This is a genomic window from Rhodanobacter aciditrophus (assembly GCF_050026795.1).
Classification (GTDB): domain Bacteria; phylum Pseudomonadota; class Gammaproteobacteria; order Xanthomonadales; family Rhodanobacteraceae; genus Rhodanobacter_A.
Genome location: NZ_JALBWP010000011.1, coordinates 723197 through 737217, shown reverse-complemented (window position 1 = coordinate 737217; position 14021 = coordinate 723197). Strand labels below are relative to the sequence as shown.

Genomic DNA, 14021 nt, shown 5'->3' with positions numbered 1-14021 from the left:
CATGAACATCAGCAAGATTCTCTACACCGCGAACGCCACCGTGACCGGCGGCCGCGAAGGCCACGCCAGGAGCGACGACGGCGTGCTCGACCTGCAACTGGTCGTGCCCAAGGGCCTGGGTGGCCCGGGCGGCGCCGGCAGCAACCCGGAACAACTGTTCGCCGCCGGCTACGCGGCCTGCTTCGAGGGCGCGGTGCGCTTCGTGGCCCGCCAGAAGAACGTGGCGCTGAAGGAAGCCTCGGTGACCGCGCACGTGGGCATCGGCCCGCGCGAGCCGACGGGTTTCGGCATTGCGGTGAAGCTGGACGTCAGCCTGCCGGGCATCGACCGCGCCGTGGCCCAGGAACTGGCGGACACCGCGCATCGCGACATCTGCCCGTACTCGCATGCGACGCGCGGCAACGTGGACGTGCAGATCACGCTGGTTTGAGCTATGGCAGGGCGGGAACGACAACGGCGCCGGAAGGCGTCGTTGTCGTTCGGGCAGGAGAGGCTCGGCGCGGGCGCCTATCCCTCACGTCGGCCCTCTCCAGGACAGGAGCGGGTGAAGCGATGGACCGGGGCGACCAGCGAAGCGGCCTCGGTCGTCTCCGCCGCGACGGGGTGCGGCGTGGCCGCCATCCACGAGCGCGGGAATGGACTCCCCGCATGCAATCGCGGCGATTCCCGGTCCTGGATCCTTCGGACCGCTGCGCGCACTTCAGGCCGTCTTCTTTGAGTTGCTCTTCTTCGGCAGCTGCCAGAGAAAAGCAGCTCCGGCAGCACGTCGACACCCCACGGCGTCCCATGGAAGGCCCTTCGGTCGCAGGCAGCCACCCGGCGAACGCACGACAGCTGGAGAGCGAAGCGAACGACGGCCGCGCACCGGGTGCTGCCACAAAAAACATCGAGCGACCGGAACCACGGCCGAACCGCAACGTCATCGCGATGGGCCGCCCGAAGCCGGACCAGCATCAGGCCATCTGCCCCACTCCCCTCAACGAGAGCGGGGCAAGACAGGCATCAGTGCGCCTCGGCGCCCGGTGGATGCGCGTGGCCGTGCTTGAGCTCTTCCTCGGTGGCATCGCGCACTTCCTGGATCGCCACGTCGAAGTCCAGGGTCTTGCCGGCCATCGGGTGGTTGAGGTCCACGTCGATCGCGCTCATGCCCACCTTGTGCACGGTCACCGCTCGCTGGCCGCCTTCCTTCAGCGCCAGCACGGTGGTCATGCCGGGCTTGAGGTGTCTGGCGTTCTGGAAGTACTTCTTCGGCACGCGCTGGATCTGGCCTTCCTGGCGCTCGCCGTAGCCGTCGGCCGGGGCGATCGTCGCCTTGACGCTGTCACCGGCAGCGTGGTCTTCCAGCGCCTTCTCCAGCCCCGGAATCAGCTGGCCATGGCCCAGCAGGATCCACAGCGGCTCGCCGTTGTCGTGCGAGCTCTCCACCTTCGCGCCGTCCACCGTGAGCGTGTAGTGCAGCGCGACGACTTTGTCCTTGCCAGCCTTCATTGCCTGTCTCTCGTGATGATGCAAAGGGCGTGATTCTATCAGGACGCGCGGTCGCCGAAGTCCACTCCGCGCGCCTCCGGCCCCAGCCACACCAGCGCGGCAAGCAGCATGGCCACCACCGCGATCCACAGCGACATCGCCCAGGCGAGATCGTCGCCATGCCGGTGCGCCAGCCAGGTCTGCGCGGTGGCGGTGCCGGCGGCGAGCAGGTTGCCCAGCTGGTAGGCGAAGCCAGGCAGGGTGCCGCGCACGGCAGCCGGCGAGAGCTCGTTGAGGTGGCTGGGCACCACGCCCCAGGCCCCCTGCACCATCACCTGGATCAGGAAGGCGCCGAGGCCGAGCAACAGCAGCGAGCCGCCATGCGTCCACAGCGGAATCACCGGAATCGCCAGCAGCGCCGCCGCGATCATCGCCCGGCGACGGCCGGCACGTTCCGACCACGCGCCGAAGAACAGGCCGCCCGCCAGCGCGCCGAGGTTCAGCAGCGCCACCAGCAGGAAGGCCGCGCCCGAACCGGAGGGCAGGTGCAGGTCCACTTCCTCGAAGGTGTGGTACATGTCCTGCGAGCCGTGGCTGAAGGCGTTGAACGCGGCCATCAGCACGATCATGTAGGCGAACAGCTTCCAGTGCCCGCGCATCGCCTCGCGCATGCCGGTCTTGCCGCCCGCGTGCCGCCCCGCCCGCCACACCGGCGACTCCGGCACCTTGCGCCGGATGTACAGCACCAGCAGCGCCGGCAGCGCACCCACCACGAACAGGCCGCGCCAGCCGATCGCGTCCACCAGCAGCCAGTTCACCAGCGCGGCGAGGAAGAAGCCGCAGGGGTAGCCGCTCTGCAGCAGGCCCGAAACCGCGCCGCGCGACTTCGGCGGAATCGACTCCATCGCCAGCGAGGCACCGATGCCCCACTCGCCGCCCATCGCCACGCCGAACAGGAAGCGCAGCACCAGCAGCATCGCCAGTGAAGTCGAGAACGCGGTGGCCAGCTCGAACAGCGAGAACAGCACCACGTCCAGCATCAGGATCGGTCGCCGCCCGTAGCGGTCTGCCAGTCGCCCGAAGACCAGCGCGCCCAGCGGCCGCGCCGCCAGGGTGAGGAACAGCGCGAAGGTGACCTCGGTGTTGCCGACGTCGAACTCCCTGGCGATGGCCACGATCACGAAGGTGAGCAGGAAGTAGTCGAACGCATCCAGCGTCCAGCCGAGGAAGCTGGCCAGCACGGTGTGGCGCTGCTCGTGGTTCAGCTCGCGCAGGGACGACAGTAGCGACATGGCTCGGCATTCCGCGGGGCGACGGCGCAGGCTAGCATGGCGCCACGCTTGCCCCCACCGCAGGCAGCCGGCACCATCGCCACATGCTCGCTCGCGAAGCCACCGACCCGCTGCTGCTCGACCGCGTCGCCCGCCGCGCCATCGCGCGACGCTACGCGGGTCGCTTCTACCGCGGCTACGCGCAGGGCAAGCTGGCCGGCGACCCGGTCTATGCCGCCGTGGCCGGGATGCTCGCGGCCGCACCACCGCGGCCGCTGCTCGACATCGGCTGCGGCCTGGGGCTGCTCGGCCAGTATCTGCACGAATGCGGCCTGCTGCATGGCTACCTCGGCGTCGATTTCCATGATCGCCGCGTCGCGGCCGGCCGCGCCGCCGGTGCCAGGCTGTCGCCGCCGCTGGAGTTGCGCTGCGGCGACGCGGCGCAATTGCCGGCATTCCAGGGCCACGTGGCGCTGCTGGACATGCTGCACTACCTGCCCGCGCCGCGGCAGGCCGCGCTGCTGCACGAAGCAGCCACGCGGCTCGCGCCCGATGGTCTGCTGCTGATCCGCAACGTGCTGCGCGAGGCGAACTGGCGTTTCCATGCCACCCGGGCCGAGGAATGGTTCCTGCGCGTCAGCGGCCAGATGCGCGTGGGCGCCCAGCACTACCCCGACGCAAACGAGATCCGCGCACCACTCGCCGCGCTGGGCCTGACGGTGACGGTGCAGCCGCTGTACGGCCACACGCCGTTCAACAGCTACCTGATCGTGGCGCGGCATCCCTCCTGAACCGCAGCGCGCCGCCGCCAGACAGCGGCGCGGCCATCGGCTACAATGCCGGAACGGCCCTCCGCCGTTGGTGGCTTTGCCGCCTCCCTTTCCCCAAGATCGCAACACGGTCCGCATCGACGACTCCGGGTTGCACAGGAGTCTTTTCATGTCTTTCGAATCGCTGGGCCTCGCGCCCGCGTTGCTGCGTGCGCTCGCCGAACAGGGCTACGCCGAACCCACCCCCGTGCAGGCCGGCGCGATCCCGCTGGTGCTGGCCGGCCACGACCTGCTCGCCGCGGCGCAGACCGGCACGGGCAAGACCGCCGCGTTCGCGCTGCCGCTGCTGCACAAGCTGGCCGGCGCCGGCCCGACCATGACGCACCGCCCGCGCGCGCTGGTGCTCACGCCCACCCGCGAACTGGCCGCGCAGATCCTCGACAACGTGCAGGCCTACGGCAAGCACCTGCGCATCAGCGCCGCTACCGTCTTCGGCGGTGTCGGCATGGGCCCGCAGATCAACGCGCTGCGCCGCGGCGTGGACATCGTGATCGCCACGCCGGGCCGCCTGATCGACCACATGCAGCAGCGCACGATCGACCTGTCCGGCGTCGAGACGCTGGTGCTGGACGAGGCCGACCGCATGCTCGACATGGGCTTCCTGCCCGCGCTGAAGCGCATCCTCGGCGCGCTGCCGAAGCAGCGCCAGACCCTGCTGTTCTCCGCCACCTTCGCCCCCGAGATCAAGGCGCTGGCGCTGCAGTTCATGCACGCCCCCCGCGAGGTCACGGTGACGCCGCCAAACACCGTGGCCGCCACGGTGAGCCACCATGTGCACCCGGTGGATGCCGAGCGCAAGCGCGAGCTGCTGCTGCACGTGCTGGCGCAGGACAGCCGCCGCCAGACCCTGGTCTTCAGCCGTACCAAGCACGGCGCCGACAAGCTGGTGAAGTACCTGGAGCACGCCGGCCTGCGCGCGTCGGCGATCCACGGCAACAAGAGCCAGAACAACCGGACGAAAGCCCTGGGCGACTTCAAGAGCGGCCGCATCACCGTGCTGGTGGCCACCGACATCGCCGCACGCGGCATCGACATCGACCAGTTGCCGATGGTGATCAACTACGACCTGCCTATGGTGGCCGAAGACTACGTGCACCGCATCGGCCGCACCGGCCGTGCCGGCAGCGAAGGCATGGCGGTGTCGCTGGTGAGCCACGACGAATCCGGCCTGCTGCGCGACATCCGCAGGCTGCTCAAGGACGAGATCGCGATCTCCGTCATGCCCGGCTTCGAACCCGCCACTCCGCTGCGGCTGGACGCCGGCGCGCCCCGACCGAAGCAGGGCCAGCGCCAGCTGCGCGCGCCGCAGCGTGGGCAAGGCGGACAGCCGCAGCGCCCGCAAGGTACGTCGCAGGCGCATCGCCCGCACGGCCACGCGCAGAAGCAGGGCAACGGCGAGCACGCCGCCGGCAACCGCAAGCGTCGCCGCCGGCCGCGTCCCGCCGCGAACGCCTGATGGCGCCGGCTCAGCCGTCCGGCCGGATCCGGGCGGTGAGCACGTGGTCCTCCCACACGCCGGCGATCTGCAGGTAGCGCTTCGCGTAACCCTCGCGCTCGAAACCCAGCCGCGCCAGCAGGCGCGCGCTGCGCTCGTTGCGCGGCATGTGGTTGGCCATCACGCGGTGCAGGCCCAGTTCGCCGAAGGCCCAGGCCAGGCCGGCCTGCAGGGCCTCGTGCATGATCCCCTGCCCTTGCGCACGCGCCGCCACGCCGTAGCCGAGGTGACAGGCCTGGAACGCGCCGCGCACCACGTTGGCGAGAGTGAAGGTGGCGAGGATTTCCGTCTCTTCGCGGTCGAACACCAGCAGCGGGTAGCCGCGGTCGAGCCGGGCATGCTCACGGACCTCGGCGATGGACTGCAGGCAGTGTTCCAGCGTGTAGAACGCCTCCTCGCGCAGCGGCTCCCACGGCGACAGGTGCGCGCGATTCGCCACGCGATGGCGCAGCAGTGCCGGCGCATCCGCCTCCCCGGCGAGACGGATGCAGGTGCGTTCGGTGTGCAGCCGCGGCGAAACGCCCACCTCAGCGCTCCTGGTCCGTCGGCCGCATCAGCACTTCGTTGATGTTGACGTGCGAGGGCCGGCTCACGCAGAAGGCGATCACCTCGGCCACGTCCTGGCTCTGCAGCTGGCGCATGCTGTCGGCCCACGCGTTGAGCGCGTCCTTCGTGGCGGCATGGCCGATGTGCTCGCGCAACTCCGTCGCCACTGCGCCCGGTTCGATCACGCTGACGCGGATGTTGTCCTTGTACACCTCGCGACGCAGCGCCTCGGAGAACGCCACCACGCCGAACTTGGTGGCCGCGTAGCCGCCCGCATTCGGGTTGGCGATGCGGCCGGCGGTGGAGGAGATGTTGACGATGTGGCCGTCGCGTCGCGCGCGCATGCCGGCCAGCGCCGCCTGCGTGGAAGCGATCAGGCCAAGCACGTTGAGTTCCAGCATGCGCCGCCAGCGACCGAGGTCGGCTTCGGCGATCGGCTCCAGGTACATCACGCCGGCGTTGTTGACGAGGATGTCCAGACGGCCGAAATGCTGCTCGGTTTCGTGCACGATGCGCTGCGCGTCCGCCTCGTCGGCCAGGTCGGCCACCAGCACCAGCGGCTCGGTACCGAGCTCACCCAGTTCCTTCGCCAGCGCATCCAGCCGGTCGCGGCGGCGCGCCGCGATCGCCACCCTGGCGCCGTGCCGCGCCAGTTCCAGCGCGGTGGCCTCGCCGATGCCGGAGGAAGCGCCGGTCACCAGCGCGATGCGGTCTTTCAGACGGCTCTGCATGTTTCTCTCCCGATGGAAGGCGTGGGGACTGGTACAATGCCGGCCATTCTCCCGCATGCCGTCGCGCATGCCACCCCGAGGTACCCCATGTCCGCCCCGTCCCCCGACTCCGCCCCGGCTTCCGCCGGCTTCGGCGCGCTTGCGCTTTCGCCCGAGGTGCAGCAGGCGCTGGCCGACGTGGGCTACGAGTCGCCCTCGCCGATCCAGGCCGCCACCATCCCGCCGCTGCTGGAAGGCCGCGACGTGCTGGGCCAGGCGCAGACCGGCACCGGCAAGACCGCCGCGTTCGCGCTGCCGATCCTGTCGCGCATCGACCTCAAGCCCGGCAAGCCGCAGGCGCTGGTGCTGGCGCCCACGCGCGAGCTGGCGATCCAGGTGGCCGAGGCATTCCAGCGCTACGCCGCGCACCTGCCCGGCCTGCAGGTGCTGCCGATCTATGGCGGGCAGAGCTACGGCCCGCAGCTGCACGCGCTGCGCCGCGGCGTGCAGGTCATCGTCGGCACGCCCGGCCGCGTGATCGATCACCTGGACAAGGGCACGCTCGACCTCTCCGAACTGAAGTACCTCGTGCTCGACGAAGCCGACGAGATGCTGCGCATGGGCTTCATCGACGACGTGGAGAAGGTGCTGGAAGCCACCCCGCCCACCCGCCAGGTGGCGCTGTTCTCGGCCACCATGCCGGCGCCGATCCGCAAGATCGCGCAGAAGCACCTGAAGGAACCGGTCGAGGTCACCATCAAGGCGGCCACCACCACCGCGGCGAACATCCGCCAGCGCTACTGGTTCGTCAGCGGCCTGCACAAGCTGGACGCGATGACGCGCATCCTCGAAGCCGAGCCGTTCGACGCGATGATCGTGTTCGCGCGCACCAAGCAGGCCACCGAGGAACTGGCCGAGAAGCTGCAGGCACGCGGCCTCGCTGCCGCCGCGATCAACGGCGACATCGCCCAGCCGCAGCGCGAGCGCGTGATCCAGCAGCTGAAGGACGGCAAGCTGGACATCCTGGTCGCCACCGACGTGGCGGCGCGCGGCCTCGACGTGGAGCGCATCAGCCACGTGCTGAACTACGACATCCCCTACGACACCGAGAGCTACGTGCACCGCATCGGTCGCACCGGCCGCGCGGGGCGCAGCGGCGAGGCGATCCTGTTCGTCACGCCGCGCGAGAAGGGCATGCTGCGCGCGATCGAACGCGCCACGCGGCAGAAGATCGACGAGATGAAGCTGCCCACCGTCGAGGCGGTAAACGACCAGCGCATCGCGAAGTTCAAGCAGCGCATCAGCGACACCCTCGCGACCGGCGAGCTGGAGCTGTTCCAGCAGCTGATCGAGCAGTACGAGCAGGAGCACGACGTGCCCGCCATCGAGATCGCCGCCGCGCTGGCGCGCATCGCGCAGGGCGATCGTCCGTTGCTGCTGACGCCACCGCCGAAGCGCGAACCTGCGCCAGGCGAACACACCGGACACCACGACAGACCCGAGCGCGGCCAGCACCATGAACGCCCCGGGCGCGAGCATCATGAGCGTCCGCGCGCCGCCGGGCACCCGCCGCGTCCGCATCACACCGAGGCCGGCAAGATCACCTACCGCATCGAGGTGGGCCACGAGCACGGCGTGAAGCCCGGCAACATCATCGGCGCCATCGCCAACGAGGCGGGACTGGACAGCCAGTACATCGGCCGCCTCAGCATCCGCGGCGACCACAGCCTGATCGACCTGCCCGAAGGCATGCCGAAGGAAATCTTCGAGCACCTGAAGAAGGTCTGGGTGGCGCGCCAGCAGCTGCAGATCCACGCGTGGGACGGCAAGGACGACACCAGCACCGGCGAACAGGGCTCCCACCCTGCCCGTCGCCCCGGCGGTTTCCGCAAGCCGGGCGGCTTCAAGCCCGGTCCGCACAAGCCCCGCGCGCACGGCGGCAAGCCTCCGCGCAAATAAGCTGCCGCCGCCCTTTCCATCGCTGGCGGTAGGGGGCGGCGTTCGCGGGCGGCAACGCAGCGTTCCCGACGCAACCGCTGCAAATGCGCCGGCAGCCCCCACCATGCAGCGATCCCCTGCGAGGAGATCCGCCATGCCTGCCCTGCCCAGCCTGTATGTCTCCCACGGCTCGCCGATGACCGCGCTGCAACCCGGCGCCACCGGCGCGCGGCTGGCGGAACTGGCGCAGGCGCTGCCGCGCCCCGCGGGCATCGTGATCGCCAGCGCACACTGGCTGGCGCACTCGCCGCTGGTGGGCGGCGCGACGCAACCGGAAACCGTCCACGACTTCCACGGCTTCCCGCCCGAGCTGTACCGGCTGCGCTACCCTGCGCCGGGTGCACCGGCGCTCGCCGCACATGTGGTTGACCTGCTGGACCGGGCCGGCCTCGCGCCGCAGCTCGATCCGCAACGCGGGCTGGACCACGGCGTCTGGGTGCCGCTGCGCCTGCTCTATCCCGCGGCCGACATTCCGGTGGTGCCGCTGTCGATCCAGCCCGGGCTTGGTCCCGCGCACCAGTACGCCGTGGGCCGTGCGCTGGCGCCGCTGCGCGAGGAAGGCGTGCTGGTGATCGGCTCGGGCAGCATCACCCACAACCTGCACGACTTCCGCGCCGGCTACAGCAGCGAGCGCGAGGCACCCTACGTGCGCCCCTTCACCGGCTGGATCGAGCAGAAGCTCGCCGCGCGCGACGTCGACGCCCTGCTCGACTACCGCCGCCAAGCACCGTTCGCCCAGCGCGCCCACCCCACCGACGAGCACCTGCTGCCGCTGTTCGTGGCACTCGGGGCGACCGGCGACGGCGCGAGCGCGCAGCGCATCGACGCCGGCATCGACCTGGGCTTCCTCGCGATGGACATCTACCGATTTGACGGAGCGCAAGCCGCCGGTTGACCCTCTGCGGCAGACATGCCAGCTTGCACGGTGCGGCCCCGCTGCCGCGATCAGGGACAGAACGCGATGCCGGTAACCAGACTGGGTGGCCTGCTCGGATGCATGGTCGTGATCGGTGGCTTCCTGCTCTGGCACTACGGCCGCAACGCCACCATGCCCACGCTGGCCGAGGAAGCCCGGCTCGCGCCGCCGGCAACGGCCACCGCCGTGCGCTTCAAGCCTGGCGCGTGGGCCTGCACCGGCGAGGAATTCAAGCTGCAGGTGTCCGACCGCGGGAGCTATTACGCCACCCCCGTGGTGACGAGGATCGTCGGTGGGCCGCCCGAGTTCTGCCGCGCAGTCGACACCAGCCGCGACTACGCGCTGCCGGCGCAGACTGCGCACGGCATGGGCGCCGACACGCCCTGCGCGGATCGCAGCTGCGTGGCCTTCGTCGCGCGCGTGGCGGTGGACGGCCGCGACTGCGACTGGACGCTGTACGCGCCGAACAGCTTCATCGCCGCGACGCGCTGATCGCCGTGCGGCCGGATGCGGCCAGCCGCACGGCGACTCCCATTCTCCGTCACTTCACGACGACGGTGCCGGTCATGAACGGATGCACCGTGCAGAAGTACACGTAGGTACCCGGCTTGCCGAAGCTGACTTCGTAGCGGTCGTTGCTGTCCAGTGCCTTCGACGGCGCGAACTGCCCGTTCGCGCTGACCACGGTATGCGGCTCCTCGTCGCGGTTGATCCACGTCACCTTGGCGCCCACCGGCACGGTCAGCGTCTTCGGCATGAACATGAAGTTGTGGATCTCGATCTGGTTCGATTTCGGCGTGGCCGCGACGGCGGCCGTCGCCCAACCGCCCATGGCCAGCACCAGGCATGTGGTGCAGACGAGGCGCCTCATGCCATTGCCTCCTCGGTGACGGCCAGTACGTCCCGGCCCTGCACGTGCCGCACGCTGCGGATGCCGAGGTAGCTGCGCAGCCGGTCGGGCGTCACGCCCTGCAGCGGCCCCGGCGCCGGCCCCACGCCGGGCGGCGGCTGCGGGTAGGCCGTCGAACGGGCGGTGTAGAACGTGATGTTGCCTTCCACCTTCTGCTGGATCTGGTGGATGTGGCCGTTGAGCACGCTGACCGAGCCGAAACGGCGCAGGTAGCCCATCGCCGCCAGGCTGTCGTCGGTCCCCCAGCCCCAGGCCGGATACAGCGACCACATCGGCATGTGCGCGAACACCAGCACCGGCGTCTCGGCGGACAGCGGCGCCAGATCCTTCTTCAGCCACGCGAGCTGCTCGGCGCCCAGCCAGCCCAGTCCGCCGGCCTTGAGGTTCAGCACGTTGACCAGGCCCACGAAGTGCACGCCGTGGTGGTCGAAGCTGTACCAGCCGCCAGGCTGCTGCTTCTCGCCGAAGCGGCGGAAGAACTCCGCGCCGTTGTCGCCGATCACGTCGTGCTCGCCCGGTACATAGAACACCTTGCCCTTGCCGGCGCGCGATTCCTGCATGATCCCCTCCACGGTGGCGAACTGGTCCGCGCGCGACAGGTGGGTGAGGTCGCCGGTATGCAGCAGGAAATCCGGGCGCACCGGCAGCGCGTCGACCTGGGCCAGCGCGGCGCGCAGCGTCGCGGCCGGGTCCGGGTTCGGCGCCAGGTGGAAGCCGATATGCGAATCGCTGACCTGGGCGAAGCTGAAGGTGGCGTCCTTCGCCTCGATGCCCGCGTCGGCACCCAGGGTACGCGCCTGCAGCACGCCGCCTTTCATCATCAGCAGGGTGCCGGCGCCGGCCCAGGCCATGCATTTCAGGAATTCGCGGCGATCCGGGTTCTTGTTGTCGTGCGGGTCTGACATGCTCGTTCGCTCCGTGCGGGCGCGGAAGGCGCCCTTCGCCATGCATTACCGGGCGCCCCGGCGGCCTATTCCGGTTTCTTCGCGCCGGGAATAAAGTCGCCGCCAGCGCGGTAATCCCATCCATGCCCAGCGAAGCGCCAGCCGCATCCCCATCGCCGCCGCCCGTCATCGGCGCACGCTTCGAAGCCGTGGTGTTGCCATGGCTGGACGCGGCATGGAACCTCGCGCGCTGGCTCGCCCGCGACGATGCCGACGCGCAGGACGTGGTGCAGGAGGCAATGCTGCGCGCGCTGCGCTACTTCGACAGCTTCCGCGGCGGCGACGCGCGCGTGTGGCTGCTCGCCATCGTGCGCAACACCTACTTCACGCTGCGCGCGAAGACGCCGCCCGAGCACCTGCTCGAACCGCTGGACGAGGACGCGCATCCGCTCGTCGACGAGCAGGCCTCGCCGGAGGCGCTCACCCTGCTTGCGGTCGACGTCGGCTCGCTGCGGCGGGCGCTGGAGCGGCTGCCCCCGCCATGGCGCGAAGCGATCGTGCTGCGCGAGCTGGAGGAATGCTCCTACAAGGAAATCGCCGCCATCACCGGCCAGAAGATCGGCACCGTGATGTCGCGGCTCGCCCGCGCCCGCGAGCGGCTGAAACTCGAACTGTCCCATCACGCCGGGGAGGCGCGCCGCCATGATCTGCGCTGACGCCCGACTGCTGCTGCACGCCTATATCGACGACGAACTCGACGTCGCGCAGAGTGCGGCGATGGCCAGCCATCTGCAGGATTGCGCGGCCTGCGCCACCCGCGTGCGCGAACACGAACGGCTGCACCGGGCGCTGGCGCAACCGGAACTGTACCGACGCGCGCCGGCGGCGCTGCGCGAGCGCTGGACGCCGCGGCACGACGCCGCCCCGCCGGCAACCGTCGCGCGCCCGCGGCGCGCTCCCGTCGCCTGGGCGCTGGCGGCGGGCTTCGCCGGCGCGCTGCTGCTGGCCACGCCGCTGCACTTCGCCATGCAGCAACGCAATGCAGCCGGCGAAGCGCTGGTCGACGAGGCGGTGTCCAGCCACCTGCGCGCGCTGCAGCCGCAGCACCTGGTGGACGTGGTGTCGACCGACCAGCACACGGTGAAGCCGTGGTTCGACGGCAAGCTGGATTTCTCGCCGCGGGTGGTGGACCTGGCCGGTGCGGGCTTCCCGCTGGTAGGCGGCCGCCTGGACGCACTGGACGGCCACAGCGTGGCGGCGCTGGTGTACCGCCGCCACCTGCACATCATCAGCGTGTACGAATGGCCCGCCGCCTCGGCGGAGGCCAGCACCACCCAGCGCGAATCGCGCCACCACGGCTACACCGTGCTGCGCTGGACCCGCGACGGCATGCATTACGTCGCCGTGTCCGACGTCGACCCCGCCGCCTTGCGCGAATTCGCGCAGGAACTGCGCCAGGCCCCCGGCGGCGGCGACGCGCGCTAGGCGCTCCCGGGCAGCGGCGGAGGGTTCGAGCCCGCGGAATCGATCCAGTCTTCCGGCGTCAGCGGCTGCAACCCGTGGGCGATGCGCCCCTTGTCGCACTGCGGGCTGTGCCGGCCGAATTCCCAGGACGGCTCCACCTCGCGGCACACCGAGGGCTTGATCGGGTGGATGCCGCAGTGCGCGGCCACGCCGATCTCACCCGCCAGCGCCACGCAGCGCGGCGTCTTCGACTGCGTGCCGCGCATCACCACGCGGTGCGGATCGAGCTTCTCGGTGAGTGCGACGGGCACCGTGCCGCCCAGCGACGGATCGGTTTCGGACCAGTGGAAGGCGATGCGGAAATGGGCGCAGCAGGCGCCGCAACTCAGGCAGGGGTGGCTCATGCAGGCCGGGACAAGCGCACCCCGAGGCGCGCGGCGGACGGATTCTAGAGCCGGCCGCCAAGGCGCGGAAGAGGCCCCCCGGGCACCGCGTCGTTCACCCCGGGCCGAGGCCGCAAGAGACGGGTGCGGGGGAGCAACCTCAGGGGATGGCTGCGCCCGGAGCGGTGCCGCGGCCTCGGGGCTCGCCAGCGAAGGTATTGCAGCTGCGGATGTCGCCGCTGGCCATGCCGGCCTTGAACCATTTCACCCGCTGCGCCGAGGTGCCGTGGGTGAAGGAATCGGGCACCACGGTGCCACGTGTCTCGCGCTGCAGCGTGTCGTCGCCGATCTGGCTGGCCGCGTTGAGCGCGGACTCCACGTCGCCCGGCTGCAGCCACTGCAGGCGCTGCTCGGTGCGGTTGGCCCACACACCGGCAAAGCAGTCGGCCTGCAGCTCCTGGCGCACCGAAAGACCGTCGGCGCCGTCCATCGGCACGCCCTGGCGCTCAAGCTGGCGCACCCTGCCGAACACGCCCAGTTCGTTCTGCACGTGATGGCCCACCTCGTGCGCGATCACGTACGCGCGGGCGAAGTCGCCGTTGGCATGGAAACGGTCCTGCAGCTCGCGGAAGAAGTCCAGGTCCAGGTAGATCTTCCGGTCGCCCGGGCAATAGAACGGGCCCACCGCGGTGGAGGCTGCGCCGCAGGCGGTGTTCACGCCGCCGCTGAACAGCTCCAGCGTCGGATCGGTGTAGTCGCGCCCCGCCGCGGCGAAGAGGTCTCCCCAGGTCTTCTCGGTGGAACCGAGGATCTTCGCCACGAACAGCTTCTGCTGCGGATCGACCTGGGCCGGCTGGCCGGTCGTGGCGGGTACGGAACCGTCCGGCTGGCCGCCCTGCAGCAGCGCCAGCGGGTTCCTGAAGAACACCCAGCCGAGGATCGCCAGGATCAGGATGCCACCCAGCCCCAGCCCGCGGCCGCCGCCGAAGCGCGGGCCGCCGCCACCGCTGTCGTCGACCTCGACATTGCTGCTGGTCTCGCCCTTCTGCCAGTCCATGCCTGCGCTCCTCTGCGCTGCCCGTGGCGACGATAGCGCCTCGCCCGCCGCCGGACCAAACCGCTACAGTAGGCGCCTCCCTCCGGACGA

Annotated in this window: 16 protein-coding genes; 8 read left to right on the top strand and 8 right to left on the bottom strand. The window is 70.4% G+C overall.

Features of this window, described 5'->3' with window-relative positions:
• Position 1 precedes the first annotated feature (1 nt).
• The gene (locus tag ACQGNW_RS12185) at positions 2-430 is read left to right on the top strand and encodes an organic hydroperoxide resistance protein (RefSeq protein ID WP_426663457.1); all 429 of its coding nucleotides are present in this window, start codon (positions 2-4) and stop codon (positions 428-430) included.
• A 572-nt stretch (positions 431-1002) separates the two neighbouring features.
• Here ACQGNW_RS12185 and ACQGNW_RS12180 read toward each other — a convergent pair.
• Positions 1003-1488, bottom strand: a complete 486-nt coding sequence (locus ACQGNW_RS12180) for an FKBP-type peptidyl-prolyl cis-trans isomerase (RefSeq protein ID WP_426663456.1) — start codon at positions 1486-1488, stop codon at positions 1003-1005.
• Positions 1489-1526: 38 nt separating this feature from the next.
• Positions 1527-2759 carry an MFS transporter gene (locus tag ACQGNW_RS12175; protein ID WP_426663455.1) on the bottom strand — a complete coding sequence of 411 codons (1233 nt, stop codon included), beginning with the start codon at positions 2757-2759 and terminating at the stop codon, positions 1527-1529.
• Positions 2760-2842: 83 nt separating this feature from the next.
• Here ACQGNW_RS12175 and ACQGNW_RS12170 point away from each other — a divergent pair, with 83 nt between their 5' ends.
• Both ACQGNW_RS12170 and ACQGNW_RS12165 read left to right on the top strand, forming a co-directional pair.
• On the top strand, positions 2843-3529 hold the full coding sequence (locus ACQGNW_RS12170) for a class I SAM-dependent methyltransferase (protein ID WP_426663454.1): 687 nt from the start codon (positions 2843-2845) through the stop codon (positions 3527-3529).
• A gap of 148 nt (positions 3530-3677) precedes the next feature.
• The gene (locus tag ACQGNW_RS12165; RefSeq protein WP_426663453.1) at positions 3678-5024 is read left to right on the top strand and encodes a DEAD/DEAH box helicase; all 1347 of its coding nucleotides are present in this window, start codon (positions 3678-3680) and stop codon (positions 5022-5024) included.
• 10 nt (positions 5025-5034) lie between these two features.
• Here ACQGNW_RS12165 and ACQGNW_RS12160 read toward each other — a convergent pair whose 3' ends face one another.
• Together ACQGNW_RS12160 and ACQGNW_RS12155 are read right to left on the bottom strand one after the other, a co-directional pair.
• Entirely contained in the window at positions 5035-5589 is a 555-nt protein-coding gene (locus ACQGNW_RS12160) for a GNAT family N-acetyltransferase (RefSeq protein ID WP_426663451.1), read from the bottom strand.
• Position 5590: 1 nt separating this feature from the next.
• Positions 5591-6340: an SDR family NAD(P)-dependent oxidoreductase gene (locus ACQGNW_RS12155; protein ID WP_426663449.1), complete on the bottom strand. Its 750-nt coding sequence runs from the start codon at positions 6338-6340 to the stop codon at positions 5591-5593.
• A gap of 87 nt (positions 6341-6427) precedes the next feature.
• On the opposite strand from ACQGNW_RS12155, the gene ACQGNW_RS12150 reads away from it, so the two are divergent.
• From ACQGNW_RS12150 to ACQGNW_RS12140, 3 genes are all read left to right on the top strand, one after another.
• Positions 6428-8278, top strand: a complete 1851-nt coding sequence (locus ACQGNW_RS12150) for a DEAD/DEAH box helicase (protein ID WP_426663447.1) — start codon at positions 6428-6430, stop codon at positions 8276-8278.
• A 133-nt stretch (positions 8279-8411) separates the two neighbouring features.
• Positions 8412-9212 carry a dioxygenase family protein gene (locus tag ACQGNW_RS12145; protein ID WP_426663446.1) on the top strand — a complete coding sequence of 267 codons (801 nt, stop codon included), beginning with the start codon at positions 8412-8414 and terminating at the stop codon, positions 9210-9212.
• A 66-nt stretch (positions 9213-9278) separates the two neighbouring features.
• Positions 9279-9725, top strand: a complete 447-nt coding sequence (locus ACQGNW_RS12140; RefSeq protein ID WP_426663444.1) for a hypothetical protein — start codon at positions 9279-9281, stop codon at positions 9723-9725.
• Positions 9726-9774: 49 nt separating this feature from the next.
• Here ACQGNW_RS12140 and ACQGNW_RS12135 read toward each other — a convergent pair whose 3' ends face one another.
• Together ACQGNW_RS12135 and ACQGNW_RS12130 are read right to left on the bottom strand one after the other, a co-directional pair.
• The gene (locus ACQGNW_RS12135; RefSeq protein ID WP_426663442.1) at positions 9775-10104 is read right to left on the bottom strand and encodes a cupredoxin domain-containing protein; all 330 of its coding nucleotides are present in this window, start codon (positions 10102-10104) and stop codon (positions 9775-9777) included.
• A complete protein-coding gene (locus ACQGNW_RS12130) occupies positions 10101-11048 on the bottom strand; it encodes a metallophosphoesterase family protein (RefSeq protein WP_426663441.1) in 948 nt (315 codons plus the stop codon). Before ACQGNW_RS12130 ends, ACQGNW_RS12135 begins: the two co-directional genes overlap by 4 nt.
• Positions 11049-11170: 122 nt before the next feature.
• On the opposite strand from ACQGNW_RS12130, the gene ACQGNW_RS12125 reads away from it, so the two are divergent.
• A complete protein-coding gene (locus ACQGNW_RS12125; RefSeq protein ID WP_426663440.1) occupies positions 11171-11743 on the top strand; it encodes a sigma-70 family RNA polymerase sigma factor in 573 nt (190 codons plus the stop codon).
• On the top strand, positions 11730-12512 hold the full coding sequence (locus ACQGNW_RS12120) for an anti-sigma factor family protein (RefSeq protein ID WP_426663438.1): 783 nt from the start codon (positions 11730-11732) through the stop codon (positions 12510-12512). Before ACQGNW_RS12125 ends, ACQGNW_RS12120 begins: the two co-directional genes overlap by 14 nt.
• On the opposite strand, the gene ACQGNW_RS12115 is transcribed toward ACQGNW_RS12120, so the two are convergent.
• Positions 12509-12895 (bottom strand): YkgJ family cysteine cluster protein, encoded by a 387-nt coding sequence (locus ACQGNW_RS12115; protein ID WP_426663436.1) that lies wholly within the window; start codon positions 12893-12895, stop codon positions 12509-12511. The two genes, ACQGNW_RS12120 and ACQGNW_RS12115, sit on opposite strands and share 4 nt — an antisense overlap.
• A 139-nt stretch (positions 12896-13034) precedes the next feature.
• A complete protein-coding gene (gene ypfJ, locus ACQGNW_RS12110; RefSeq protein WP_426663435.1) occupies positions 13035-13931 on the bottom strand; it encodes a KPN_02809 family neutral zinc metallopeptidase in 897 nt (298 codons plus the stop codon).
• Positions 13932-14021 lie beyond the last annotated feature (90 nt).